This is a genomic window from Streptomyces sp. PsTaAH-137, assembly GCF_003259365.1.
Classification (GTDB): domain Bacteria; phylum Actinomycetota; class Actinomycetes; order Streptomycetales; family Streptomycetaceae; genus Streptomyces.
In genome coordinates, this window is record NZ_QLLY01000002.1 from 329,334 (window position 1) to 351,569 (window position 22,236).

General features: G+C 71.9%; 21 protein-coding genes and 1 pseudogene. 12 read left to right on the forward strand and 10 right to left on the reverse strand.

Annotation, left to right across the window (positions count from 1 at the left end; genetic code table 11):
- The first annotated feature begins 76 nt into the window (after window positions 1-76).
- The 3 genes from K377_RS05045 to K377_RS05055 are packed head-to-tail and all read left to right on the forward strand — an operon-like array spanning window position 77 to window position 2,776.
- Window positions 77-970 carry a metal-dependent hydrolase gene (locus K377_RS05045; RefSeq protein WP_111661908.1) on the forward strand — a complete coding sequence of 298 codons (894 nt, stop codon included), beginning with the start codon at window positions 77-79 and terminating at the stop codon, window positions 968-970.
- Window positions 967-2,037, forward strand: a complete 1,071-nt coding sequence (locus tag K377_RS05050) for a PDR/VanB family oxidoreductase (protein WP_111661909.1) — start codon at window positions 967-969, stop codon at window positions 2,035-2,037. Before K377_RS05045 ends, K377_RS05050 begins: the two co-directional genes overlap by 4 nt.
- A gap of 46 nt (window positions 2,038-2,083) precedes the next feature.
- Window positions 2,084-2,776 carry a TetR/AcrR family transcriptional regulator gene (locus tag K377_RS05055; protein ID WP_111661910.1) on the forward strand — a complete coding sequence of 231 codons (693 nt, stop codon included), beginning with the start codon at window positions 2,084-2,086 and terminating at the stop codon, window positions 2,774-2,776.
- A gap of 89 nt (window positions 2,777-2,865) precedes the next feature.
- Here K377_RS05055 and K377_RS05060 read toward each other — a convergent pair whose 3' ends face one another.
- The gene (locus K377_RS05060) at window positions 2,866-3,216 is read right to left on the reverse strand and encodes a 5-carboxymethyl-2-hydroxymuconate Delta-isomerase (RefSeq protein WP_111661911.1); all 351 of its coding nucleotides are present in this window, start codon (window positions 3,214-3,216) and stop codon (window positions 2,866-2,868) included.
- A gap of 57 nt (window positions 3,217-3,273) precedes the next feature.
- Between K377_RS05060 and K377_RS05065 the strand changes: the two genes are divergently transcribed.
- A complete protein-coding gene (locus K377_RS05065) occupies window positions 3,274-3,786 on the forward strand; it encodes a GNAT family N-acetyltransferase (RefSeq protein ID WP_111662188.1) in 513 nt (170 codons plus the stop codon).
- Here the strand turns inward: K377_RS05065 and K377_RS05070 are convergent.
- On the reverse strand, window positions 3,758-5,395 hold the full coding sequence (locus K377_RS05070) for a fused response regulator/phosphatase (protein WP_111661912.1): 1,638 nt from the start codon (window positions 5,393-5,395) through the stop codon (window positions 3,758-3,760). The two genes, K377_RS05065 and K377_RS05070, sit on opposite strands and share 29 nt — an antisense overlap.
- 492 nt (window positions 5,396-5,887) lie before the next feature.
- On the opposite strand from K377_RS05070, the gene K377_RS05075 reads away from it, so the two are divergent.
- Window positions 5,888-6,754: a phosphatase PAP2 family protein gene (locus K377_RS05075; RefSeq protein WP_111661913.1), complete on the forward strand. Its 867-nt coding sequence runs from the start codon at window positions 5,888-5,890 to the stop codon at window positions 6,752-6,754.
- Window positions 6,755-6,821: 67 nt separating this feature from the next.
- Here the strand turns inward: K377_RS05075 and K377_RS05080 are convergent, their stop codons facing one another.
- Together K377_RS05080 and K377_RS05085 are read right to left on the reverse strand one after the other, a co-directional pair.
- Entirely contained in the window at window positions 6,822-8,399 is a 1,578-nt protein-coding gene (locus K377_RS05080) for an amidohydrolase (RefSeq protein ID WP_111661914.1), read from the reverse strand.
- A 119-nt stretch (window positions 8,400-8,518) separates the two neighbouring features.
- Window positions 8,519-9,973: an APC family permease gene (locus K377_RS05085; protein WP_111661915.1), complete on the reverse strand. Its 1,455-nt coding sequence runs from the start codon at window positions 9,971-9,973 to the stop codon at window positions 8,519-8,521.
- Between the two features lie 161 nt (window positions 9,974-10,134).
- Here K377_RS05085 and K377_RS05090 point away from each other — a divergent pair, with 161 nt between their 5' ends.
- On the forward strand, window positions 10,135-10,743 hold the full coding sequence (locus K377_RS05090; RefSeq protein WP_111661916.1) for a TetR/AcrR family transcriptional regulator: 609 nt from the start codon (window positions 10,135-10,137) through the stop codon (window positions 10,741-10,743).
- 522 nt (window positions 10,744-11,265) lie between these two features.
- Here the strand turns inward: K377_RS05090 and K377_RS05095 are convergent.
- Complete coding sequence (locus K377_RS05095; RefSeq protein WP_111661917.1) at window positions 11,266-14,256, reverse strand: bifunctional [glutamine synthetase] adenylyltransferase/[glutamine synthetase]-adenylyl-L-tyrosine phosphorylase; 2,991 nt, start codon at window positions 14,254-14,256, stop codon at window positions 11,266-11,268.
- 156 nt (window positions 14,257-14,412) lie between these two features.
- Here K377_RS05095 and K377_RS05100 point away from each other — a divergent pair, with 156 nt between their 5' ends.
- The 5 genes from K377_RS05100 (at window position 14,413) to K377_RS05120 (ending at window position 18,707) form a co-directional block, all read left to right on the forward strand.
- A complete protein-coding gene (locus tag K377_RS05100; RefSeq protein ID WP_111661918.1) occupies window positions 14,413-14,844 on the forward strand; it encodes a VOC family protein in 432 nt (143 codons plus the stop codon).
- A gap of 170 nt (window positions 14,845-15,014) precedes the next feature.
- Window positions 15,015-15,920 carry an alkaline phosphatase family protein gene (locus K377_RS05105; protein WP_111661919.1) on the forward strand — a complete coding sequence of 302 codons (906 nt, stop codon included), beginning with the start codon at window positions 15,015-15,017 and terminating at the stop codon, window positions 15,918-15,920.
- Window position 15,921: 1 nt separating this feature from the next.
- On the forward strand, window positions 15,922-17,175 hold the full coding sequence (locus K377_RS05110) for an MFS transporter (protein ID WP_181512480.1): 1,254 nt from the start codon (window positions 15,922-15,924) through the stop codon (window positions 17,173-17,175).
- Window positions 17,172-18,275: a PD40 domain-containing protein gene (locus K377_RS05115; protein ID WP_111661920.1), complete on the forward strand. Its 1,104-nt coding sequence runs from the start codon at window positions 17,172-17,174 to the stop codon at window positions 18,273-18,275. The genes K377_RS05110 and K377_RS05115 overlap by 4 nt, the downstream gene beginning before the upstream one ends.
- Window positions 18,276-18,278: 3 nt before the next feature.
- A complete protein-coding gene (locus tag K377_RS05120; RefSeq protein ID WP_111661921.1) occupies window positions 18,279-18,707 on the forward strand; it encodes a VOC family protein in 429 nt (142 codons plus the stop codon).
- A gap of 3 nt (window positions 18,708-18,710) precedes the next feature.
- On the opposite strand, the gene K377_RS05125 is transcribed toward K377_RS05120, so the two are convergent.
- The 5 genes and pseudogenes from K377_RS05125 to K377_RS05145 all read right to left on the reverse strand — a co-directional run.
- Window positions 18,711-19,160: an iron chaperone gene (locus K377_RS05125; protein WP_111661922.1), complete on the reverse strand. Its 450-nt coding sequence runs from the start codon at window positions 19,158-19,160 to the stop codon at window positions 18,711-18,713.
- A complete protein-coding gene (locus K377_RS05130) occupies window positions 19,157-19,417 on the reverse strand; it encodes a helix-turn-helix transcriptional regulator (RefSeq protein WP_202455011.1) in 261 nt (86 codons plus the stop codon). Before K377_RS05130 ends, K377_RS05125 begins: the two co-directional genes overlap by 4 nt.
- 6 nt (window positions 19,418-19,423) lie before the next feature.
- A complete protein-coding gene (locus tag K377_RS05135; protein ID WP_111662190.1) occupies window positions 19,424-19,852 on the reverse strand; it encodes a VOC family protein in 429 nt (142 codons plus the stop codon).
- Between the two features lie 110 nt (window positions 19,853-19,962).
- Window positions 19,963-20,205: a hypothetical protein gene (locus K377_RS05140; protein ID WP_111661923.1), complete on the reverse strand. Its 243-nt coding sequence runs from the start codon at window positions 20,203-20,205 to the stop codon at window positions 19,963-19,965.
- Between the two features lie 66 nt (window positions 20,206-20,271).
- Window positions 20,272-20,358, reverse strand: a pseudogene (locus K377_RS05145) (glutamine synthetase); the annotation flags it as partial.
- Between the two features lie 536 nt (window positions 20,359-20,894).
- On the opposite strand from K377_RS05145, the gene K377_RS41275 reads away from it, so the two are divergent.
- Window positions 20,895-21,155, forward strand: a complete 261-nt coding sequence (locus K377_RS41275; RefSeq protein ID WP_146614684.1) for a hypothetical protein — start codon at window positions 20,895-20,897, stop codon at window positions 21,153-21,155.
- Window positions 21,156-22,236: the final 1,081 nt, after the last annotated feature.

Below are 22,236 nucleotides of genomic sequence, written 5' to 3' on the forward strand. Positions count from 1 at the left end.
CCTTGCTGACGATCACGTAAAGAAAGTCCCCGCAGGGGGCTGTACCCCCACGTCTACCCGTCAGTACATTGACGCCATGTCTAATACGCGCGTCACGCTGAAGGCACGCCAGGTGTCCTTCGCCTGGGACAAGACCCCGCTGCACTGGCTCCCGGACGACCCGTTCGCCACGCACACCATCAACGTGCTGCACCTGCTCCTTCCGGCCGGTGAGCGCTGGTTCGTGCACGTGTACAAGCAGGTCCTGCCCTACATACGGGACGACCGGCTGCGTGAGGACGTCATCGGGTTCATCGGCCAGGAGGCCATGCACTCCCAGGCCCATGACGAGGTGCTGCCGCACCTGCGCGAGCAGGGTCTCGACCCGACGCCGTACACGGCCCAGGTGGACTGGTTCTTCGAGAAGCTGCTCGGCGACCGGACGCTGCCGCCGGGCAGGGCGCGCGAGTGGTGGCTGATGGAGCGGGTCGCGCTGATCGCGGCGATCGAGCACTACACGGCGTTCCTCGGCGACTGGGTGCTGAACGCGGACGAGCTGGACCGGCGCGGCGCCGACCCGACCATGCTCGACCTGCTGCGCTGGCACGGCGCCGAGGAGGTCGAGCACCGCTCCGTGGCCTTCGAGCTGTTCGAGCACGTGGACGGCAGCTACCGGCGCCGGGTGCGCACCTGGGCCACCGCCTTCACGGCGCTGGTCTTCCTGTGGCAGCGCGGCGCGCGGTTCTTCATGGAGAACGACCCGACGCTGGTCGACGGCAAGGCCGGCTTCAAGGACTTCTACCGGGGCGGCAAGCAGGGCGTGCTGCCGTCGACCGGCGCGATGATGCGGTCCATCCCCCGCTACCTGAGCCGGAGTTACCACCCGGAGCAGGAGGGCGACACCGCGCAGGCCGTCGCCTATCTCGCCGCCTCCCCCGCGGCGACCGCCGCCGAGGCCCGGACCGCGGGCCGGACCGGAGCCGCCCGATGAACGCCCGCACCCTGACCAGGGCGGCCGTCGTCGCGGGCGCCGCGCTCGTCGTCCGGCGCGCGCTGCGCCGCCGTGTGCAGGGCTCCCCGCTGTGGCCGATGCCCGCCCTGGAGGAGCCGGTCTCGGGACGGCCGCGCGCCCGCGCGCTGCGGCTGCTCGTCGCCGGGCACGAGGAGATCGCCGACGGCGTGGTGCAGCTCCGCCTGGAGGGGTACGACCTGCCCGCCTGGCGGCCGGGCGCCCACCTCGACCTGGTCCTGCCGTCCGGCCTCCTCCGGCAGTACTCGCTGTGCGGCGACCCGGAGGACTCCTCGTCGTACACCGTCGCCACCCGGCTGATCCCGGAGAGCGAGGGCGGGCGCGGCGGATCGCGCGAGGTGCACGAGCAGGTGCGGGAGGGCGCCGAGGTGGAGGTGCGCGGGCCGCGCAACCGCTTCGCGCTCGACACGGACGCCCCGGCCTACCTGTTCGTCGCGGGCGGCATCGGCATCACCCCGATCCTGCCCATGCTCCGCGAGGTGGAGGCGCGCGGCGCCGAGTGGCGGCTGCTGTACGGGGGCCGGAGCCGGTCCTCGATGCCGTTCCTGGAGGACGTGGTGAAGCTGGGCGGCGACCGCGTCACCGTGGTCCCCCAGGACGAGGCGGGCCTGCCCGACCTCGCCGCCGCGCTCACCGCCACCGCGCCCGGCACCGCCGTCTTCTGCTGCGGGCCCGAGGGGCTGATGGCGGCCGTGGAGGCGGCGCTGCCGGAGGGCCGGACCCTGCATCTGGAGCGGTTCGCGCCCCGCAGCACGGCCGACGGGAACAGCGCGTTCGAGGTGGAGCTGCGGCGCAGCGGCAAGGTCGTCGACGTCGCCGCCGGGTCCACGGTGCTCGCGGCGGTCCGCGCGGAGCTGCCCAACGTCGCGTACTCCTGCGAGCAGGGCTTCTGCGGAACGTGCCAACAGCGGGTCCTGGAGGGTGAGATCGACCACCGTGACGAGCTGCTCACCGACGCCGAGCGGGACGACTCGATGCTGATCTGCGTCTCGCGGGCGCGCGGTGAACGTCTCGTGCTCGACCTGTAGCGACCACGGCGGTGACCGGCGCAATCGGCTCGGTAGAGTGTTCGGTATGGCTACCGGGGTGCGGCGCAGAATGGGAGTCGAGGAGCGGCGACGGCAGTTGATCGGGGTCGCCCTCGAACTCTTCAGCCACCGCTCCCCCGACGAGGTCTCCATCGACGAGATAGCGGCCGCCGCGGGGATCTCGCGACCGCTCGTCTATCACTACTTCCCGGGCAAACTCAGCCTGTACGAGGCCGCGTTGAAGCGGGCCGCCGAGGATCTGGCGGAACGTTTCGAGGAGCCCCGGGAAGGGCCGCTCGGGGCCCGGCTGCTGCGCGTCATGGGCCGGTTCTTCGACTTCGTCGACGAGCACGGGCCCGGTTTCTCGGCGCTGATGCGCGGGGGGCCGGCCGTCGGCTCCTCCGCGACGAACGCGCTGATCGACTCCGTGCGGCAGGCCGCGTACGTCCAGATCCTGGCGCACCTGGGGGTCGTGTCCCCGTCGCCCCGGCTCGAACTCGTCGTCCGGTCGTGGATCTCGCTCGCCGAGTCGACGGCGCTGATCTGGCTCGACGGGCGGCGCATTCCGCGCGGGGAGCTGGAGCTTCAGCTGGTGCACGATTTCGCGGCGCTGGCCGCTGTCAGCGCCGCGTACGACTCCGAGATGGCGGCGCTGTTGCGGCGCCTTCTCTCCGGGGAGCCGGTGGACGGGCCGTTCGCCGAGTTGATCGGGCGGTTGTCCGGGCTGGCCGCTGTCTGAGTTTCGGGTGCGGCGCCGTCGTGGCTGGTCGCGCCCACGCGGCGGAGCCGCACATCGATGCGGCCCCGCGCCCCTGCCGGGGCCCGCGCTCAGCCTCGCGCCGACTTGTAGGCGGGCTCCAGGTCTCGGACCTCCACCGACAGGTGCGCGCCCTCCGGCTCCTTGATGTGTGCGGGCAGCAGAGCGAGGACCGTCTCCGTCAGAGCCGTCTTCGCCTCCTCCGTGCGGCCTGCCAGGAGGGCGATCTCGATGTGGACCAGGTCCGCCGGCTCGGTGCCGTCGCCCACCACGGTCTCGTCGGCGCGGCGGAAGCGGGTCTTGCAGGCCGCCGTGCGGGCGCCCACGACGTCGACGCAGGCCTGGTGGACGGCCCCGGCGAGTCCGGCGCGGTCGATGCGGTCGTCGAGGGCGGCGGAGTGGTCGACGGTGATGTTCGGCATGAGGGCTCCGTGGAGTCGGGGTCGGTCCTTGCGCCCCTCACCTTTACGGTGATCGGCATGACGGCACAACTCGCGTTCCGCAGAGCGGACACCGGCGACCTGGGCGTTCTCGTGTCGCTCTACGACGAAGCGGCCCGCTGGATGGTCGACCGGGGCATCGACCAGTGGAAGCCCGGCCAGAAGGACGCGGACCACTTCCGGCTGCGGATGGAGGAGGGCGAGGTGTGGATCGCGGCCCTCGCCGACGGCACCGTCGCGGGCGCCTTCGAGCTGTGGTGGGAGGACGAGGCGGCGTGGGGCGCGCAGCCGCCCGTGGCCGGGTACGTGCACCGGCTGATGGTGCGGCGCGGCGCCCCGGCCGGTACGGGCACCGAACTGCTCGCCCGCGCCGAGCGGCGCATCGCGGAGACGGGCCGCTCGCTGTGCCGCCTCGACTGCGTGGCGACCAACCCGCGGCTGCGCGCCTACTACGAGGGCCGCGGCTATACGGTCGTCGGTGAGCAGCCCTTCAAGTCCGGCGCGGGTGGCAGCAGTTACGGGGTCACTCTGCTGGAGAAACCCCTGGGCTGAGGCGCAGGGCGAGCAGGGCGATGTCGTCCGCGCGGTCCTGGCCGAAGCAGGACATCAGGGTGTCGCAGAGGGCGTCGGGACCGGCCGGGGCGACGGCCGCGGCGCCGCGCAGCTGATCCATGGAGACGGCCAGGTCGGTGCCGCGGGTCTCGATCAGCCCGTCGGTGACCATGAGCAGCCGGTCGCCGGGCGCGAGGGTCAGCTCTGCGGGCTCGGGGCGCGGCAGACCGAGGCCGAGCAGCGGGCCGGCGGCCTCGGCGTAGTGGGGCGCACCGTGCGCGGGCAGGATCAGCGGCGGGATGTGCCCCGCGTTCGCCACCTGGACGCGGCCGCTGCCGGGGTCGACGAGGATCAGGCAGAGGGTCGCCGTGGTGTCCGGGTGGTAGTGCTGGAGCATCCGGTCGATACGGTCCACGAGGCGGCCGGGCCGCGCGTCCTCGATGCTGTAGGCGCGCAGCGCGTGCCGGATCTCGACCATCACGGTGGCGGCGTCGAGGGAGTGCCCGACCACGTCGCCGATGGCGGCGATGACCCCGGTGGGGGTGGGCAGCGCGGCGTAGAAGTCGCCGCCGATCTCGGCCTGTTGCGAGGCGGGTTCGTAGCGGAAGGCGACCTGGAGGCCCGGCATCCGGGGCAACTGGGCGGGCAGGAAGCTGCGTTGCAGGGTCAGGGCCACGTGGCGCTCCTGCTCGTACCGGAGGAGGGGTTCCGCGGCGAGCACGGTGGCCCGCGCCAGCTGGGCGACGAGCGGGCCGATCCGCCCGCTCGCGTCGGGGTGGACGGGCGTGACCAGGCACACGGACAGGCCGTCGCGGCTGCGGGCGAGGACCAGACGGACGTCACCCGGTCCGACGTACACCCCGGGCCACTGCGCTCCGGGCAGGACGGCGGAGCGGATCCCGCCCCGGGCGCACGGCACCCGCCGGACCTGGGCGGCGGCCCGCTCCTCGTCGCCCGCGCCGGGCAGCCCGGTGCGCTCGGCGTGCCGGGACAGGCCGGTGTGCGCGGCACTGTCGTCGTCGAGGACGAACACGGCGGCGGGCTGCCCGGTGAGCCGGGCCGCCGCGTCGGCGGCGGCGTCGGCCAGCTCGGCGAGACAGCGGGCGCCCTGCACCTCGACGACGGCTTCGGAGAGCAGCGCGAGACGGGTGAACTGGGCCTGCGCGTCGGTGAGTTCACGGGCGCCGCGGAGCGCGGCGCGGACCACGGCGCGGATCTCCTCCGGCTCCGCGGGCACCGTCAGATACGCCTCACCGCCCGCGTCGAGCCCCTGGCAGCGGTCGACGGGACCCGAGGGGCGGGCGGAGAAGTGGACGACGGGGATGCCGGCCAGCGAGGGCAGGGCCTTGACCCTGCGGCACAGCTCGAAGCCGCTGAGGTCGGGCAGCCCCACGTCGACGAGTGCCAGGTCGGGCAGGCAGCCGGCCCGCAGCCGCACCTCGAGTTCGAGCAGCGCCTCCCCGGCGGAGGCCACGGGCACGACGAGATGTCCTGCGCGGCTGAGCACGGCGCTCAGCGCGAAGCGGTTCGCGGCGGTGTCGTCGACCACCAGGACCGTACTGCTCTTGCTCTCCCCGGGACGGGGATCCAGGGCGGTGGCGTTCAGCATGCGACAGCCCCTCGCGGCGGACCGGTGCGGGCTCCGTCGGCCCGCACCACCACGCTACCGCCGCCCGCAAGGGGCATGTCGGCCGTTCGCGGGCCTTCACCGTTCCGAGTGGTGATGACCGCTTCCCGCCCTCAACCGCCCGTACCCGTACCGCAGTTGCCGCAGTTGCCGCAGTTGCGCGAGGGGAGTCCGGTGGGCCGCACGCCGGGTGACCGGTACAGCCCACTCCCGTGATCGCGGCAGCCACGGGTGATGTGGAGCGGGATCTCGTCGAGCACTCTCCGTACACACCGGAGGGTGGTCGGGCGGCGGCCGCGGCCCTGCTCGGCCGGGGCCGCACGGCCCTGGCCTGCGCGAGCGGCCTGATGGCGCCCGGGGCGGCCCGCCCCGTCCCCTGGGGCCCGGTCTCGTCCGCAGGGCGTAGCAGGTGCGGGCGTGACCCGACCGAGGGATGATCTGACAGGGGCCGGAAATCTGGCAGACTCGGTGACTATGGGTGAAACGACCGTGACAACACTGGACGGCCGACCAGGACCCGCCGCCTCGTCCGACGCGGAGGAATCCCGCGCGACGCAGAGCGCCGGCGGTTTCCTGCGCCGCCTGCGTATGCCGCGGCGTCCCCGGCTCTGGTTCGAGATCCTGCTGATCGCGGTGAGCTACTGGACGTACTCCCTGATCCGCAACGCGGTCCCGGAGCAGAGAGCGAAGGCGCTGCGGAACGCGGACTGGATCTGGTCCCTGGAGCACCATCTCGGCATCGCCGTGGAGCAGAGCGTCAACCACACGGTGAACGCGGTGACTTGGCTCATCATCGGTATGAACTACTACTACGCGACCCTGCACTTCGTGATGACGCTCGGGGTGCTGGTGTGGCTGTTCCGCCGCCATCCCGGGCGCTACGCGGCGACCCGGCTCGTGCTGTTCGCGACGACGGCGGTCGCCCTGGTCGGCTACTACTTCTTCCCGCTGGCCCCGCCGCGCCTGATGAGCGGCGGCCACTTCATCGACACGGTCGCGGTGCACCAGACCTGGGGTTCGATGGCCTCCGGGAACCTGAAGAACATGTCGAACCAGTACGCGGCGATGCCCTCGATGCACATCGGCTGGTCGCTCTGGTGCGGCCTGACGATCTTCGCGCTCGCCTCGGCGCCGTGGGCCAGGATCCTCGGTCTGCTCTACCCCGTGGCGACCCTGACGGTGATCGTGGCGACCGCCAACCACTTCTGGCTGGACGCGGTCGGCGGGATGCTCTGCCTGGCCTTCGGGTTCCTGGTGGCGCGGCTCTGGTACGGGACGCTGCCCTACGCCCTGCCGCGCCTGGTGGCGACGCGGCGACCGGGCATCCCGATCAAGGCGTAGGGCGATTTCTCCACAGATCAAGTAGAAAGCGCGTTCTGATCATGGGGCTCGGGGGTCCCCTGCGCTCTCAGTGGGTACGGTGCGTGATCCTGCCGCCCACCGTGGTCAGCAGTACCGGCGCCTCGGCCAGTTCGTCGGCCGGTGCCGTCACCGGGTCCAGGCCGAGCACGGTGAGGTCCGCGCGCAGGCCGACCGCGATCCGGCCCGTCCTGTCCGCCTCCCCGGCCGCGACCGCCGCGTGCGAGGTCACTCCTTCGAGCGCTTCGAGCCCGGTGAGGCCCTGCCCCGGTCCGGCCGCGCCCTCGGGCACCCGGGCCATGGCGAGCACCCGCCGTACGTCGTAGGGGGCGATCGGCCAGTCCGAGCCGAGGGCGAGGGTGGCGCCCGCGTCGCGCAGGTCGCGGGTGCGCCAGGCGCGGGCCGCCCGCTCGTCGCCGAGCCGCTTGGACCACTCGTCGCTGTGGTCACCCTTCGTGTACGCGGTGTGCGGCGGCTGCATGGACGCGGTGACCCCGAGCGCGGCGAACCGCGGGAGGGTGTCGTCGGGCACCGACTCGATGTGCTCGATCCGGTGGGCGCCGCGGCCGCTCGCGCCGAGCGCCTCGACCGTGTCCAGGACGTGCCGGACGGCCGCGTCGCCGATGGCGTGGGTAGCGGTGCGCACCCCGGCGGCGTGCAGGTGCCGTACGGCGGCGCTGTACGCGGCCGGGTCCGGCCAGAACGCCTCGGTCCCCTGCCCGTGGCAGTCGGGGTGCTCCAGCCAGGCGGTGCCGCCCTCGACGGTGCCGTCCATGAAGAACTTGACGCCGCCGACCCGCCAGTCGCGGCCGTGCCTGGCCTGGAGCGCGATCAGTTCGTCGAGGCCCGCCGTGTCCACGCCCGGCATGCACCAGGGCGCGATGGTCAGACGCAGCGGCAGGTCGGTGTCCGCCTCGACCGCGGCGAGCAGATCGAGGTCGGAGCCGTCCATGACGTGGGCGCCGGTGAGGCCGGTGGCGGCCATCGCGGTGAGCAGGTCGACGAGTCCCTTGCGGCGGTCCTCGTACGAGAGCGCGGGCACGACCGCGTCGACCAGGTCCATCGCCGCGTGCTCGATCAGGTGCCCGGTGGGGCGGCCGTCGGGGCCGCAGACGATCTCGGAGCGCTGGGCGAAGGAGCGCGGGCCGGTGACGCCCGCCGCGGTCAGGGCGGCGGCGCTGACGAGTGCCGAGTGGCCGTCGTACAGGCGCAGGAAGGCGGGGGCGCCGTCGAGGACGTCCTCGATGAGGTCGCGGTGGAGCGGGCGGCCGCCGAACGCGTTGTGGTCGAGCCCCCAGCCGATGACCCAGCCGTCGATCCGGTCCGCGTGGCGCAGGGCGGTCCGCAGCGCGTCCAGGTCCTGTACGCCGCTGAGGTCGGCGCCGGTCGCCATGCGCAGGCCCCACACCGGGTGGCTGTGGGAGTCGACGAGCCCCGGCGTGACGGTCGCTCCGGCGAGGTCGAGGCGTTCGGTGCGGGGGCCTGTGCAGTCCCGGATCAGGGTGGCGGTGTCGCCGATCGCCGTGATGCGGCCGCCGGTGACGGCCAGCGCGGTGGCCTCCGGCTGATCCGGGTTCAGGGTGCGGATGTTTGTGCTGGTGAGGAGGAGGTCGGCCGGGGGTGCCATGTGCGGGCTCCTTTTTGGCGGCTCGTCTGCGGGGGTGGGCGTTCGTCGGCGGGTGCGGGTGCGTCGTGGCTGGTCGCGCAGTTCCCCGCGCCCCTTGCGGGGCGCGGTCGGACCCTGGGCTAGGACTGGCCGAACCGTTCGTAGATCTCCGGGCGGGTGCGCTTCAGGCGGTGGGCCAGCGGGAAGCCCAGGACGAAGACCGCGGGGGCCACCGCCACCATCACCGCGTTCGCCAGCGGGGACGCGCCGGTGAAGAGGTCGATGTGGGTGATCACCAGGATTATCGCGGCGCCGAGGAGCAGCGTCGCCGCGGCGGGGGCGACGATCGTGCGCAGGACGCCCTCCTGGTGGCTGATCCGGCGGAAGAAGAACGGGACGGCGATGGCCGCGAGGAGTTGCAGCGCCATCAGGCCCAGCATGCCCGGGGTGTTCACCCACAGCAGGAGCTGCGCGTACGGGTCGAGGCCCGCGGCCCAGAAGACGAGGACGACGACGGCGCCCAGGGCGGTCTGCGCGAGGCCCGCCGCGTACGGGGAGCCGTGCTTGGGGTGGATCCGGCCGAAGGAGCGCGGCAGGACCCCTTCGTCGGCGAGGGCGAGCCCGTAACGGTTGATCGCGTTGTGGAAGGCGAGCAGGGAGGCGATGACGCTGGTGACGATGAGGACGTGCATCACGTCGGCCGCCCAGCCGCCGACGAAGGTGGTGATCGCGGTGAAGAAGAGGTCCGCCGGGTTGCCGCCCGCCTCCTTCACCACCTGCGCGTCGCCGAAGGACTGGATGGCGATCCAGACCGTGAACGCGTAGAAGAGCCCGAGGAAGGCGACCGCGATGTACGTGGCGCGCGGCACGGTGCGGTCCGGGTCGCGGGCCTCGCGGCGGTAGATGACGGTCGACTCGAAGCCGGTGAACGCGGCGAAGGCGAAGGCCAGGACGGCCGCGGTGCCGGGCACGAGGACGTTGCCGGGGGCGAAGGAGGCCAGGGAGAGGCCGTGGGCGCCGCCCTTGAGGAGGACTCCGCCGGCGAGGAGTACGAGGATGCCGGTCTCGGCGACGAGCAGGACGCCGAGCAGCTTCGCGCCGAAGTCGATCGACCGGAAGCCGCCGTACCAGATGACGGCCAGGCCGATCAGGGAGACGGGCAGCCAGGGGATGTCGGCGCCGAACAGGGCGTGGACGGTGTCCTGGGTGGCGGAGCCGAGGAGCCCGTAGACGCCGATCTCCATGCCGTTGTAGCCGATCATGGCGAGCAGCGCGGCGCCGATGCCGGCCGGGCGGCCGAGGCCCTGGGTGATGTACGCGTAGAAGGCGCCGCCGCCGGTGACGTGGCGGCTCATCGCGGTGAAGCCGATGGCGAAGACGGCGAGGGTGAGGCCGGCCAGGAGGTAGCCGGCCGGGGCGCCGATGCCGCCGAGGGCGATGGCGAGCGGGGCGACGCCCGCCATGACGGTGAGCGGGGCGGCGGCGGAGACGACGAAGAACGCGATGTCGGCGGTGCCGAGGGAACCCGTGCGCAGACCGGGCTCGGCCGGGGCGGGCGGGGCGGCCGTGACGGTCTTCGGGGAGGTTGCGGGCATGCGGAAGGAGGCCCTTCTGGTGGCAGGCAGCAGAGGACGGGAAAGGGGGGCAGCGGCGTAAACCTAAAGCCTTTCGGTTTCCGCAATGTAACCTCCCGTTGGGGATACGGGAAGACCCGTCTTCACGGGCGGGACGGGGTTCTGACGGAGGAGCACATCGGATGGGTCGGCCGAGCAAGCCACTGCTGGACCGGGAGCGCATCGGCGCGACGGCGCTGGCCCTCGTCGACGAGCAGGGCGACTTCAGCGTGCCGCAGATCGCGCGGCGGCTCGGGGTGCAGACGGGTTCCGTGTACCACCACGTGGACGGCCGGGACGGGATCGTGGAGCTGCTGCGGGACCGGGTGGCGGGAGGCATCGACGCGGCGCCGCTCCGCTCGGGGCTGCCGTGGGACGAGGCGCTGACGGAGTGGGCGCGGGCCTATCGCGCCGCGTTCGCCGCGCATCCGAAGGCGATTCCGCTGCTGACCACGAATCCGGTGCGGGCGCCTCGGGTGCTGGCTCAGTACGAGCTGGCGGTGGGGCTGTTGCTGGATGCCGGGTTCGACGTCGGCGATGTCATGACGGTGGTCATCGGGCTGGACAATGTCGTGCTCGGGTCGGCGCTGGACATGGCGGCGCCGGAGGAGATGTGGGAGGTGCCGGAGGGGGCCGCGATGCCGTTGCTGGAGCGGGCGCTTTCGGCGATGGCGGGGGGCCGCTCGGATGCCGCCTTCGAGCTGGCGCTCGGTGCGTTTGTGGGGGGCGTGCGGGGGTTGCTCGGGGCTTAGGGCGCGGGCCGCCTACGACGGCCCGGGCCCCTCAGTTGTCCTTCGCCCGCGGCCCGGTGGCCGCTTCTCGCGCAGTTCCCCGCGCCCCTAGGCAATCCTTCGGGCGCGGCTCTCGTCGTGGCTGGTCGCGCAGTTCCCCGCGCCCCTGGGCAGTCCGTCACGCGCGACCCGGTGGCCGCTTCTCGCGTAGTTCTTCACGCGCGGCTCTCGTCGTGGCTGGTCGCGCAGTTCCCCGCGCCCCTGAAGACATGCGCTGCGCGCAGCCTTCCCCTGAGGCTGCGCTTCGCGCGCCTCCCGATGGGGGGCAGCGGTGGCGCGCCTCTCCGATGGGGCGGGGGCGCGCCTCTCTGATGAGATGGCGCACGAAGTGCGCATCTCAGGGGCGCGGGGAACTGCGCGACCAGCCACGACGGTGGCGCGCGTGAGGAACTGGTTTTAGGGGCGCGGGGAACTGCGCGAGAAGCGGCCACCGGGCCGCACTCGAAGAACTGCGCGATCCGCCGGGACGGGGTCGCAGGGCCCCTATTGGTAGAAGCGTTCCTCGACGACGGCTCGGGCGCGGCGCGTTGTGCGGCGGTAGTCGTCCAGCATGTCGCCGACGTGACCCGGGTCGTAGCCCAGATAACGCCCCACGGCCCCGAGTTCACGCCCGTCGGACGGGAACGTGTCCCCGGCCCGCCCGCGCACCAGCATCACGGCGTTGCGAACCCGGGTCGCGAGGACCCAGGCCTCGTCGAGGATGGCGGCGTCCTCGGCGGGGATCAGCTCAGCGGCGCAGGCCGCGCCCAGCGCCTCCCGGGTACGCGTCGTGCGCAGCCCGGGCTCGGCCCAGCCGTGCTGGAGCTGGAGGAGCTGCACCGTCCACTCCACGTCGGACAGACCACCGCGGCCCAGCTTGGTGTGGAGGGTGGGGTCGGCGCCGCGCGGCAGGCGTTCGGACTCCATCCGGGCCTTGAGCCGCCGGATCTCGCGCACGGCGTCGTCGCCGAGCCCCTCGGCCGGGTAGCGCAACGGGTCGATCAGCTCGATGAAGGCGCGGCCCAACTCCTCGTCACCGGCGACGTACTGGGCCCGCAGCAGCGCCTGCGACTCCCAGACCAGTGACCACCGGCGGTAGTACGCCTCGTAGGACTTGAGCGTGCGCACGAGCGGCCCGGACTTGCCCTCGGGCCGCAGATCGGCGTCGATGAGCAGCGGCGGGTCGGCGCTCGGCAGGGCGAGCAGGCGGCGCATCTCGGAGACGACCTTGTTCGCGGCCTGGGCCGCCTCCTGGTCGCTGACGCCCTCGCGCGGCTCGTGCACGAACAGGACGTCGGCGTCGGAGCCGTAACCCAGTTCGTGTCCGCCGAAGCGGCCCATGGCGATGACGGCGAACCGGGTCGGCAGGGTGTCGCCCCAGCCGTCCCGGACGACCGCGCGGAGCGTCGCGGCGAGCGTGGCGGCCGTCAAGTCCGAGACGGCGCCGCCGACTTGGTCGACGAGGGCGCCCTGGTCGGCGACGGCCGGGGTGTCCTCGGTGCCGTAGGAGGCGATGATGTCGGCGGCGCAGGTGCGGAACAGCTCGCGGCGGCGCACCCCGCGGGCGGCGACGACGGCCTGCTCGCCACCGTCGGCCCGGCCCACCGCGGCGAGCACCTCCTGCTCCAACTGGGCGTGCGGGCGCGGCTGGAGACCCTGCGCGTCGCCGAGCAGCGCGACGGCCTCGGGGGCGCGCATCAGCAGATCGGGGGCGAGCCGGCCGGCCGACAGGACGCGGGCCAGGTTCTCGGCGGCGGCGCCCTCGTCGCGCAGCAGCCGCAGGTACCAGGGGGTCTTGCCCAGCGCGTCGGAGACCTTGCGGAAGTTGAGCAGTCCGGCGTCCGGGTCCGCGGAGTCCGCGAACCAGCCGAGCAGCACCGGCAGCAGCGTGCGCTGGATGGCCGCCTTGCGGGTGACGCCCGAGGAGAGGGCCTCCAGGTGGCGCAGGGCCGCGCCGGGGTCGGCGTAGCCGAGGGCGACCAGGCGTTCGCGGGCCGCCTCCGTGCTCAACCTGGTCTCGCCCGGGGCGAGTTGGGCGACCGCGTCGAGCAGCGGGCGGTAGAAGAGCTTCTCGTGGAGGCGCCGGACCACCGAAGTGTGGCGCTTCCAGGCCCGGTTGAGGTCGGTGATGGGTTCGGTGCGCATGCCCATCGAGCGGCCGATGCGGCGCAGATCGGCCTCGTCCTCGGGGATCAGATGGGTGCGGCGCAACTTGTAGAGCTGGATGCGGTGTTCGAGCGTACGGAGGAAGCGGTAGGCGTCGTCGAGCTGGACGGCGTCGACCCGGCCCACGTAGCCGCCGTCGGCGAGCGCGGCCAGCGCGACCAGCGTCGTACCGCTGCGCAGCGAGGCGTCGGACCGGCCGTGCACCAACTGGAGCAGCTGGACGGCGAATTCGACGTCACGCAGGCCGCCGGGGCCGAGCTTCAGCTCGCGCTCGACCTCGCCCAGCGGGATGTTGGCGACGACGCGCTTGCGCATCTTCTGCACGTCGGGCACGAAGTTCTCGCGCTCGGCGACCTGCCAGACCATCGGGGAGACGGCGTCGACGTACTCCTGGCCCAGTTCGAGGTCGCCGGCGACCGGGCGGGCCTTGAGCAGCGCCTGGAACTCCCAGGTCTTGGCCCAGCGCTGGTAGTAGGCGAGGTGCGAGGAGAGGGTGCGGACCAGCGGGCCGTTGCGGCCCTCGGGGCGCAGGTTCGCGTCGACGGGCCAGATCGTGCCCTCGACGGTGGTGTCGGAGCAGATCCGCATCATGTGGGAGGCGAGCCGGGTGGCGGCCTGGACCGCCTTGCCCTCGTCCGCACCCTCGACCGCCTCACCCACAAAGATGACGTCGACGTCGGACACGTAGTTCAGCTCGTGTCCGCCGCACTTGCCCATCGCGATCACCGCGAGCCGGCACAGCGCGGCGTCGGCGGGCGCGGCGGCCCGCGCCATGGCGAGCGCGGCGCGCAGTGTCGCCGTCGCCAGGTCGGCCAGTTCGGCGGCGGTCTCCACGATGTCGGTGGTGCCGCACACGTCGCGGGCGGCCAGCGACAGCAGGCACCGCCGGTAGGAGACGCGCAGCGACACCGGGTCGGTGGCGTCGGCGAGGCCCCGCTCGAACTCCTCCACCCCGGGATGCAGGTCGCTCGGCTCGTACGTGACCAGGGCCCGCCAGTCGCCGCTGTGCCGGGCGAGGTGGTCGGCCAGCGCCTCGGAGGCGCCGAGCACCCCGAGCAGCCGGTCGCGCAGCGGCTTCGCGGTGATCAGCGTGTCGAGGAGCTCGCGGCGGGCGGTGGGATCGGGCTGCGCCTCGACGAGCCGGACCAGGCCGAGCAGGGCGAGATCGGGGTCGGCGGTGGCGCCGAGCGCGTCCAGGAGCAGCGGGTCGGAGCGCACCGAGGACAGCGCCTCGGCGTCGAGCAGCCGCTCGGCACCGGACGGATCGGTGAATCCGTGCCGCAGCAGCCGCGTGAACGTGCTGCTCCTTCGTCCTTGCGGCACCGACATCGCCCGGCCTCCTGTTCGATCACTCGCTGGTGCTGAGCCTACTGCTCAACGTGCGGGACCGATGAGTCGTGGACGGGTGCGCGGTCCTACCTCCCGAGGGACGATCCCTCATATGCCCGTACGTGCTCCAGGTACGCACAGCCGGAAGGACAGGCCATGGAATGGACCCTGGAAGTGGTGGTGCTTCCCGTCTCGGACGTGGACCGCGCCAAGGAGTTCTACGCGGAGAGGGTGGGGTTCGAGGTCGACCTCGACCGTGAGGTGGCCCCCGGCATCCGCGTCGTGCAGCTGACCCCGCCCGGCTCGCGCTGCTCCGTCTCGCTGACGCAGGGACTGCCCGGCGCCCCGGGGCAGCGCGGCATGGAGCCCGGTTCGCTGAGCGGGCTCCAGTTGTGCGTCACCGACATCGCGGCCGCGCACGCCGAGCTGGTGGCGCGCGGCGTGGACGTGTCGCCGGTGCGGCACGCGGGGCCGGGCGGCTGGGAGGACGGGCCCGGCGAGGAGTGGAACTCCTTCCTGTTCTTCAGCGACCCGGACGGGAACGGGTGGACGGTGCAGGAGGCGCCGGCGCCGCTCGCCGAGCGCTGAGGGCTGACGGCTGAGGGCTGAGGGCGGATCGAAAGCGGATCCGGGGTGCCGAGGATTCACCGACGGTTCACCCGGCCGAACCGGAACACGTGACACCGCGGCGGCTTGGCGTGTGCATGCTCTGCTCGCACCGCCAGCATCCGCTCCCTCCCCCACATCGGAGGTCCCACGTGCCCGGCAGCAGTACCGCACGTCCCCTTCCCGTCCGCACCCGCGGCAAGGCGTTCCTCTCGGCGCTCGCGCTGACGGCCGCCGCCGCGGGCAGCTGGCTCGCGCTCGGCGGCGGCTCGCCCGCCCACGCGGCGGCGACCGTGCCCACCCCCGACCACACGATCGTCGTGGTCTTCGAGAACCACGCGTACAGCCAGGTCATCGGCTCCTCCAGCGCCCCGTACATCAACAGCCTGAAGTCGGGCGGCGCCAACCTGACGGCCTCGTACGCCGAGACGCACCCCAGCCAGCCCAACTACTTCGCGATGTTCTCGGGCTCCACCCAGGGCATCACGGACGACAGCTGCTACACGCCCGGCTTCTCCTCCGCGCCGAACCTGGCCTCCGAGCTGATCGCCGCCGGCAAGACCTGGGGCAGCTACAACGAGACGCTGCCGAGCCAGGGTTCGACCACCTGCTCCTCCGGCGACTACGCCCGCAAGCACAACCCGTGGTTCGGGTTCAGCAACGTCCCGACGTCGTCGGCGAAGACCTTCGCCCAGTTCCCGACGGACTACTCGACGCTCCCCCAGGTCAGTTACGTCGTGCCGAACCTGTGCAGCGACATGCACGACTGCTCGGTGTCCACCGGTGACACCTGGCTGAAGAACAAGCTCGGCGCCTACGCGACCTGGGCCAAGACCCACAACAGCCTCCTCGTCGTCACCTTCGACGAGGACAACCGGCTGAGCGGCAACAAGATCCCGACCGTCTTCTACGGGCAGAAGGTCACCCCGGGTGCCACGTCCTCGACGACGTACAACCACTACGACCTGCTGCGCACCCTGGAGGACATGCACGGCCTGACCTCGCACGCGGGCAACGCGGCGTCGGCCAAGGACATCACCGGCATCTGGACGTCCTGACATGTACGTAGCGGACTCTCGCGCGAGCGGTACGGCGCCGGTGTCCGCGGAGCCCGCCGTCCGGCCCCCGGCCGGGCGGCGGCGCGCCGTGGGTTCCACCGTGTTCGCGCTCGGCACGGTCAGTCTCATCACGGACGCATCGTCGGAGATGGTCACGGCGGTGCTGCCGCTGTACCTCGTCGCGGGGCTCGGCCTGAGCCCGCTCGGCTTCGGTCTCCTCGACGGCGTCTACAACGGGTTCTCGGCGCTGGTCCGGCTGGTCGGCGGCCGGTTCGCGGACAGCGGCGGCGGGCGGCACAAGACGGTGGCCGTCATCGGGTACGGGCTCTCGGCACTCTGCAAGCCCCTGCTGCTGCTCGCCGGGACGCTGCCCCTGATCGGCGCCGTCCTCGCCGCCGACCGCACCGGCAAGGGCCTGCGCACCGCGCCCCGCGACGCGCTGATCTCCCTGTCGAGCACGCCGGAGACGCGGGGCCGGGCGTTCGGGGTGCACCGGGCGATGGACACCGCGGGCGCGCTGCTCGGGCCGCTGGTGGCCTTCGTGATCCTGCGCTGGACGGTGGACGGCTACGACGCCGTGTTCACGGTGAGCTTCTGCGTGGCGGCCCTCGGAGTCGTGGTCCTGCTCCTCTTCGTGCCCAGGACACGGGGCTCCGCCCCGGACCCCGCTCCTCGATCGCCGGAGGGGCTCCACTGGAAGCTGCTCGCCCGGCCCACCGTCTGCGCGACCCTGCTCGGCCTCGCGACGGTCAGCGACGCCTTCGTCTACCTCATCCTCCAGCGCCAACTGGGCGTGCCGGAGCGCTGGTTCGCCCTGCTCCCGCTGGGCACAGCCGCCGCGTTCCTGCTCCTCGCCGCCCCACTGGGCCGCCTCTCGGACCGCGTCGGTGCCTGGCCGGTGTTCGTCGGCGGACACGTCGCCCTGCTGGCCGTGTACGCGCTGCTGCTCACCCACGCCCACAGCCCCGCGCTGCCCTGCGCCGTGCTCCTGCTGCACGGCACGTTCTACGCGGCGACGGACGGCGTCCTGATGGCCGCGGCCTCCGCCGGCATCCCGGAGGGGCGCCGCTCGTCCGGCCTCGCGGTGGTGCAGACCGGGCAGGCCGCCGCCCGTTTCGGCTGCTCCCTCGGGTTCGGCGCGGCCTGGACGGCGTGGGGCGACCGCACCGCCGTCTCCGCCGCCGCGGTCCTGCTGATCGGCGGCGTGACGGCCGTCTGCCTCCTGCGCCCGGCCCCGACGAAAGCGACCGCATGACGACCGACCGCACCACGCCCGACCCCGCGACGACCGGCAGTGCGACGCCCGACCCCGCGACGACCGGGGTGACCACGACGACCCGCACCAAGCTCACCGTCCTCGTCGCGGCGGTCCTCGCCCTGGCGGCGGTGGCCACGGCTGCCGTGCTGCACGCGTCGGCCCGCGCCGACCGCCGCGACCAGGCCCGCCCCGGCGGCCCGGCGGTGACCACGGGGCAGGTGGGGCTCAAGCCCGGAGGCCACCGGCTGGTGTTCCGGAACATGGCCTGGGGCCCGCACCGCGACGAACTGGCGACCACCCCGGCGAACGCGCCCGCGGGCCCGCGCCGGGCGACCGCCACCGGCCTCAAGTGCCTGCGCTTCTACGCCGCTTCGGGCACCGGGATCTGCCTCCAGGCCGTCCACGGCGCCCTCTCCGACACCTACCGCGCCACCCTCCTGGACGCGGGCCTGCACGAGAAGGCCCACTACCCCGTCCCCGGCATCCCGTCCCGGGCCCGGGTCTCGCCGAGCGGGCGGTACGCGGCCTGGACGGCGTTCGTCGGCGGCGACAGCTACGCGGGCACGAACTTCTCCACGCGGGCCGCGATCCTCGACACCTCGACCGGCAAGCTGACGCCGACACTCGAGACGTACCGCATCGTCAAGGACGGGCACCCCTACCGGGCCGCCGACGTGAACTTCTGGGGCGTCACCTTCGCCGCCGACGACCGCCACTTCTACGCGACGCTCGCCACGCACGGGAAGACGTACCTGGTCCGCGGCGACCTGCGCACCCGGACGGTCACCACCCTGCACGGCAACGTCGAGTGCCCGTCCCTCTCCCCCGACGGCACCCGGATCGCGTACAAGAAGCGCGTCGACGGGCTGCCCGCCGACGCGCCCTGGCACCTGTACGTCCTGGACCTGGCGACGATGCGCGAGACCGCGCTGGCCGAGTCCCGCAGCGTCGACGACCAGGCGGTGTGGAGCGACGACCGGCACCTGACCTACGCGCTGCCCGGCGACTACGGAGCCGACCTCTACACCGTCCCGGCGGACGGTTCGGGCACGCCGCGCAGACTCCTGACGGCGGGGGTCTCGCCCGCCTACCTTTGACCGATGGAGATGACCCTCGAAGTGATCCCGCTGCCCGTCTCGGACATCGACCGGGCGAAGTCCTTCTACGTCGACCATGTCGGCTTCCACTGCGACGTGGACCGGGAGGTGATGCCGGGCTCCCGGATCGTGCAGCTCACCCCGCCCGGCTCGGGGTGCTCGATCGTGCTGGCCGCGGGCGTACCGATCCCGACGGGCACCCCGGTCCCCGGCACGTACCACGGCCTGCAACTGGTCGTGAGCGACATCAAGGCGGCGCGGGAGGAGCTGACCGGGCGGGGCGTGGAGGTCTCGGAGCCGGTGTCGTTCGGGGCGGACGACGGCGGTACGTTCATGTACTTCGCCGACCCGGACGGCAACGGCTGGTCGGTGCAGGAGTACCGCAGGCGCGCCGAGGTCCCGCTGCGGGACGCCATCACCCCCGCATCGTGACGGTCAGCCGGCCGCCTGCTTGACGAGCGCGGCGATCCGCGCCTCGGTGTCGGGCGTCAGCTCGGTGAGCGCGAAGGCGGTCGGCCACATCGTCCCGTCGTCCAGGGCCGCCGCGCCGTCGAAGCCGAGGGTGGCGTAGCGCGCCTTGAACTTGGCGGCGGGCTGGAAGAAGCAGATCAGCTTGCCGCCCTTGCCCGGCTGGGCGTAGGCGGGCATGCCGTACCAGGTCTTGGCGATCAGCTCCGGCGCGTTCGCCTTGACCAGGGCGTGGATGCCCTCGGCGAGCTCGCGGTCGGTGCCCTCCATCTCGGCGATCTTCGCGAGGCAGTCGGTCTCGGTGTCGGCCTTGGCACCGCGGGGGCGGGCCTTGGTCTCCTTGGCCCGCTCCTTCATGGCGGCCCGCTCCTCGGCCGAGAAGGCGCCCTGCTGTCCGGTGGTCGTGTCGGCGCTCATGATGTCTGCCTCTCCAGGCTGAGGTGGTGCCGCTGGTCGCGGCGGGCGATGACGTACGCGTACGGGGATCTGCCGTAGGCCGCTGTGAACTCCCGGCAGAGCTGCCGTCCGGGCAGCCCCACGGCGCGGCCCAGCGCCTCGACGTCCAGGGGGCGGGCGCACTCCCGGTCGATCCGGTCGCGGACCCGGCGCAGCCGTGCCAGGTCACGCAGATGCTGCGCGGCGATGAGGGCCTGCCGCCAGGCGGGCGGACACACGCGGCCTCAGCCCTTACTGCCGGAGCCGTCGATCTCCTGAATACGGACCATGTTCCCGGCGGGGTCCCGGAACGCGCAGTCACGCACCCCGTACGGCTGCCGGGTCGGCTCCTGCACGACCTCGGCGTCGGCGGCCTGCACCTTGTCGAACACCCCGTCGAGATCCCGGGTGGCCAGCATGATCCACCCGTACGTCCCCTTGGCCATCATCTCAGTGATGGTCCGCCGCTCGTCATCGGTGACCCCGGGGTCGGCGGCGGGCGGCGCCAGCAAAATACAGGTCTCGGGCTGATTCGGCGGCCCGACGGTGATCCACCGCATCGCCCCCTGCCCCACATCACTGCGCACCTCGAACCCGAGCACGTCCCGGTAGAAGACGAGGGAGGCGTCGGGGTCGTCGTGCGGAAGGGAGGTCGTATGAATGGTGAGGTCCATGCCCCCCAAATTAGCCGCGGCGCAGGCCAGTCGCTTCTCGAATCCTGACCGAATCCGAGCCCCTACGAACGGAGGCCGACGGTCCGCTCACGAACGGACCGTCGACCTCTTCAGGAGTCGTCGGGACATGGCGGCCGGCCCATGCGCGCTGCCAGCCACGGGCCCATCGTGCACGACACCGCGAGTATCGCCATGAAGACGAGGGAGTCGGCCCACGAGCGGTCCAGCCACAGATGCCAGGCGAGAACGCCCGCACCGTACGTGAGCGCCCAGACGACCACCACCACGGCCCACCGCGCACGCCGCGACCGCGGCAGCCACCGCCACCCGCTCCGCACGTCCCGCTCCGTCATACATCAACGGATGCCCCGGACGGGCCCGGGCAATGGCGGACGACGACGCGAGTGGCGTCCGGCGGCCTACAGCACCGGCAGGTTCTTCCGCAGCTCGAACGCGGTGACCTCGCTGCGGTACTCCTCCCACTCCTGCTTCTTGTTGCGCAGGAATTGATGAACGCTGCCGGCGGCCTGCGACGTGACGCACCGAAGCATCTCTGACCTGCTGTGCGCAGGGCATTGGCGGTCGTTGTAGGTCACTGTGGGCCGCTGTTTGACGGCCCAGGGACGGCCCAGAAACAGCGCCCTCCGCGACTCTGGCAGATTGACAGTGGGCACCGCCCGAACCGTGTCACCAGGGAGTTCCCGCATCAGCTTGGCCCACGGGGTACATCTGGAGGGAACCGACCGTCGGCTTCCAAACCTTCGTGCTGGAGCACAGCCTCGTACCAGACGTCGTCGGCCTGGTACCTCGGGTGGCCCTTGCGGAACAGCTCAGCCCACCTGCGCGCTTCGTCATGAATTGCCATTCGCCCATCGCCGGGAACGAGGTATCTCAGCCCGGGGTCGACTCTGCGGAAGCCGTTGAAAATGGTCCCGAGCGGGCTGGTGTTGGGCGACGAGTATCCAAGCATTTGGCGGTACTGAGGACGGAGGGGACCAGTGCCGCGGACTGCCTCTACGACCGCGCGCCATGCGGCCGGATCATGAGCGAACGCATCCATGGTGGGCGTCACGCGCAGGTGGTCACAGTGGACTTCGCCGACGATCCGGCCACCACGGTTACCGAGCTCAAGCGGGTACTCCAACTCGGCTTGTCCGGTGTCGTCGTCACGCCATTCAAAGATCTTCTTGTCCCGAGTGAGGATCTTTCGACCGTTACTGTAGAAGTCGAGCCCATAGTCGATCCGATCAAGGTACCGCTGCACACCCACCCAGCCCCAGATGCGTGGGGTCAGTGGGCGTAGATCCCCGCCTCCGCACCCCGCGCATATGTCGCTGGATGCGCCGCTGCGCCCGCAATCCAAGCACTCGTGCACGGTTCGCTGCGTGCTATCAATTCGTTGCACTGCACTGATTTCCGTACCTCGATACGTGACCGAGCGATGTTCTCCCCAGATGCAAGGCATCCGTGGCCTTACGTTTCGACCGTCAGCGGTGATCTCTAAATGTCCTTCACGAAGCGGATGACTGTAGAGATCGCCTAGTCTCATACGGAGCTGGCGCCAAGTATCGGCACTCCAGTTCTCGCGCAGGCCACCGATGACGATGTGAGTGCCATGGTCACTGACCTTTGCCTTTCTCTCACTCGCCAAGGTCATCCAGTCGGCCTCAGAAGAACGGGCCAGCGCTCGCAAGTCGAGCCTAAGCACCGTCCATCGGCGCGTTCCGGCCTGAGCTGTCCGTATGGTGATGAGCGTTCCAAGCCGCGCGGTGGCGATACTGAAACTCATACCGAAGGCACGGTTACGACCGCGAGTGCTGGTGGTCCAGCCGTCTCTCAGTCTCTGTAGGAGGCTATCTGCATCCAGACCAGGGCCGTTATCGAAGACGCACAAACCGGGGCGCCCCCCTGAGGCAGACGGAGTCTCCAGGGCTAGAGACACTCGGATCGGGCCCGATCGGCTATCACTGCCAACAGAGGCCTGGTCGATTAACGCCGCTATGCAGTTCCAGCGAGACATCTCCAGATCAGCCAGCTGCGACAGGAGCGTCGGAGAAGCCAACATACGGACTGGTACAGGCGGGCTGGCCACGTAGTTGGCGTTTGCGCGCTCCCACGCCGCTTCCCACTGGTCTACCTCATCCTCAGTCTCACCCATTGCTCGCATGTAGGCGAGCAGCAGGTCCTTTCGGACCCGGCGCGGTGGGGCACCGCCAAGGAGCGAGCTGATGGTGGACCGTGGCATTAGGCCAGACCCGGCATTTTCGATCTCTCTCAGGGTCGGAGGCTTGGAGCGGCGGGCGCGCAATTCCCGCATAGCCCAGACCAAATCGCCGAAGTTACTGCTGCTCTGGGGCTGCGGCTTTGCGGCGACCGCATGGCAG

Coding starts and splice junctions, on each gene's coding strand:
- K377_RS05110 (WP_181512480.1), top strand. CDS start 15,922: ATGTACGTAGCGGACTCTCGCGCGAGCGGTACGGCGCCGGTGTCCGCG.
- K377_RS05055 (WP_111661910.1), top strand. CDS start 2,084: ATGGCTACCGGGGTGCGGCGCAGAATGGGAGTCGAGGAGCGGCGACGG.
- K377_RS05120 (WP_111661921.1), top strand. CDS start 18,279: ATGGAGATGACCCTCGAAGTGATCCCGCTGCCCGTCTCGGACATCGAC.
- K377_RS05085 (WP_111661915.1), bottom strand. CDS start 9,973: ATGCCCGCAACCTCCCCGAAGACCGTCACGGCCGCCCCGCCCGCCCCG.
- K377_RS05080 (WP_111661914.1), bottom strand. CDS start 8,399: ATGGCACCCCCGGCCGACCTCCTCCTCACCAGCACAAACATCCGCACC.
- K377_RS05060 (WP_111661911.1), bottom strand. CDS start 3,216: ATGCCGAACATCACCGTCGACCACTCCGCCGCCCTCGACGACCGCATC.
- K377_RS05070 (WP_111661912.1), bottom strand. CDS start 5,395: ATGCTGAACGCCACCGCCCTGGATCCCCGTCCCGGGGAGAGCAAGAGC.
- K377_RS05100 (WP_111661918.1), top strand. CDS start 14,413: ATGGAATGGACCCTGGAAGTGGTGGTGCTTCCCGTCTCGGACGTGGAC.
- K377_RS05095 (WP_111661917.1), bottom strand. CDS start 14,256: ATGTCGGTGCCGCAAGGACGAAGGAGCAGCACGTTCACGCGGCTGCTG.
- K377_RS05135 (WP_111662190.1), bottom strand. CDS start 19,852: ATGGACCTCACCATTCATACGACCTCCCTTCCGCACGACGACCCCGAC.
- K377_RS41275 (WP_146614684.1), top strand. CDS start 20,895: ATGAGCGAACGCATCCATGGTGGGCGTCACGCGCAGGTGGTCACAGTG.
- K377_RS05115 (WP_111661920.1), top strand. CDS start 17,172: ATGACGACCGACCGCACCACGCCCGACCCCGCGACGACCGGCAGTGCG.
- K377_RS05050 (WP_111661909.1), top strand. CDS start 967: ATGAACGCCCGCACCCTGACCAGGGCGGCCGTCGTCGCGGGCGCCGCG.
- K377_RS05075 (WP_111661913.1), top strand. CDS start 5,888: ATGGGTGAAACGACCGTGACAACACTGGACGGCCGACCAGGACCCGCC.
- K377_RS05140 (WP_111661923.1), bottom strand. CDS start 20,205: ATGACGGAGCGGGACGTGCGGAGCGGGTGGCGGTGGCTGCCGCGGTCG.
- K377_RS05090 (WP_111661916.1), top strand. CDS start 10,135: ATGGGTCGGCCGAGCAAGCCACTGCTGGACCGGGAGCGCATCGGCGCG.
- K377_RS05125 (WP_111661922.1), bottom strand. CDS start 19,160: ATGAGCGCCGACACGACCACCGGACAGCAGGGCGCCTTCTCGGCCGAG.
- K377_RS05045 (WP_111661908.1), top strand. CDS start 77: ATGTCTAATACGCGCGTCACGCTGAAGGCACGCCAGGTGTCCTTCGCC.
- K377_RS05065 (WP_111662188.1), top strand. CDS start 3,274: ATGACGGCACAACTCGCGTTCCGCAGAGCGGACACCGGCGACCTGGGC.